Below are 572 nucleotides of genomic sequence, written 5' to 3'. Positions count from 1 at the left end.
TGTTGTGCGACCCCGGAACCGGTGAGCCGGTGGACCTGGGGCGCAGGAGGCGACGGCCGAGTGCGGTGATCCGGGAGTTGGTGCGGGTGCGGGACCGCGAATGCGTCATGCCCTGGTGCCACCGCCCCGCCCGGCACTGCGACCACGACCACGAACACCCCTGGGCGGCCAATATCAGTGACAGTGACAGTGGTGGGTCGACGTCGGTCGCCAACGGCGGACCCCGCTGCCGACGACACCACCGACTCAAAGACCACCCCGGCTGGAACACCCGCTACGACCCGGTCCGCCCACCGGAGTTGCTGGCCCGGGCGGCGCGCGGCCCGGGCGAGACGGTGGAGCGGCTGGTGCTGCGTTCCGACTCCGAGCGGCAGCCCGTGCCCGCCGTGACGGACCGTCACGTGGTGCCGCCTCGTGCTGCCCAACTGCTGGCCGAGCAGCACGGGTTGCTGGACCGGGACGGACGGCCCGACCCGGCCGCGTACGCGCTGTTGGCCGAGCTGGAGGGCGGCAGCTACGCCGCTCTGCCGGAGGCCCGGCCCGACCCCGAGTTCCCGGACGTGGTGTACCTG

The 572-nt window shown here is 73.3% G+C and carries 1 pseudogene; it reads left to right on the top strand.

The features are described from left to right. Positions 1–572, top strand: a pseudogene (locus ABD323_RS44365) (hypothetical protein); the annotation flags it as partial.

The organism is Kitasatospora nipponensis (assembly GCF_039528135.1).
Taxonomy (GTDB): domain Bacteria; phylum Actinomycetota; class Actinomycetes; order Streptomycetales; family Streptomycetaceae; genus Kitasatospora; species Kitasatospora nipponensis.
Note: the sequence above shows the minus strand (reverse complement) of the source record. Positions and strands in the feature narration are given on the sequence as shown.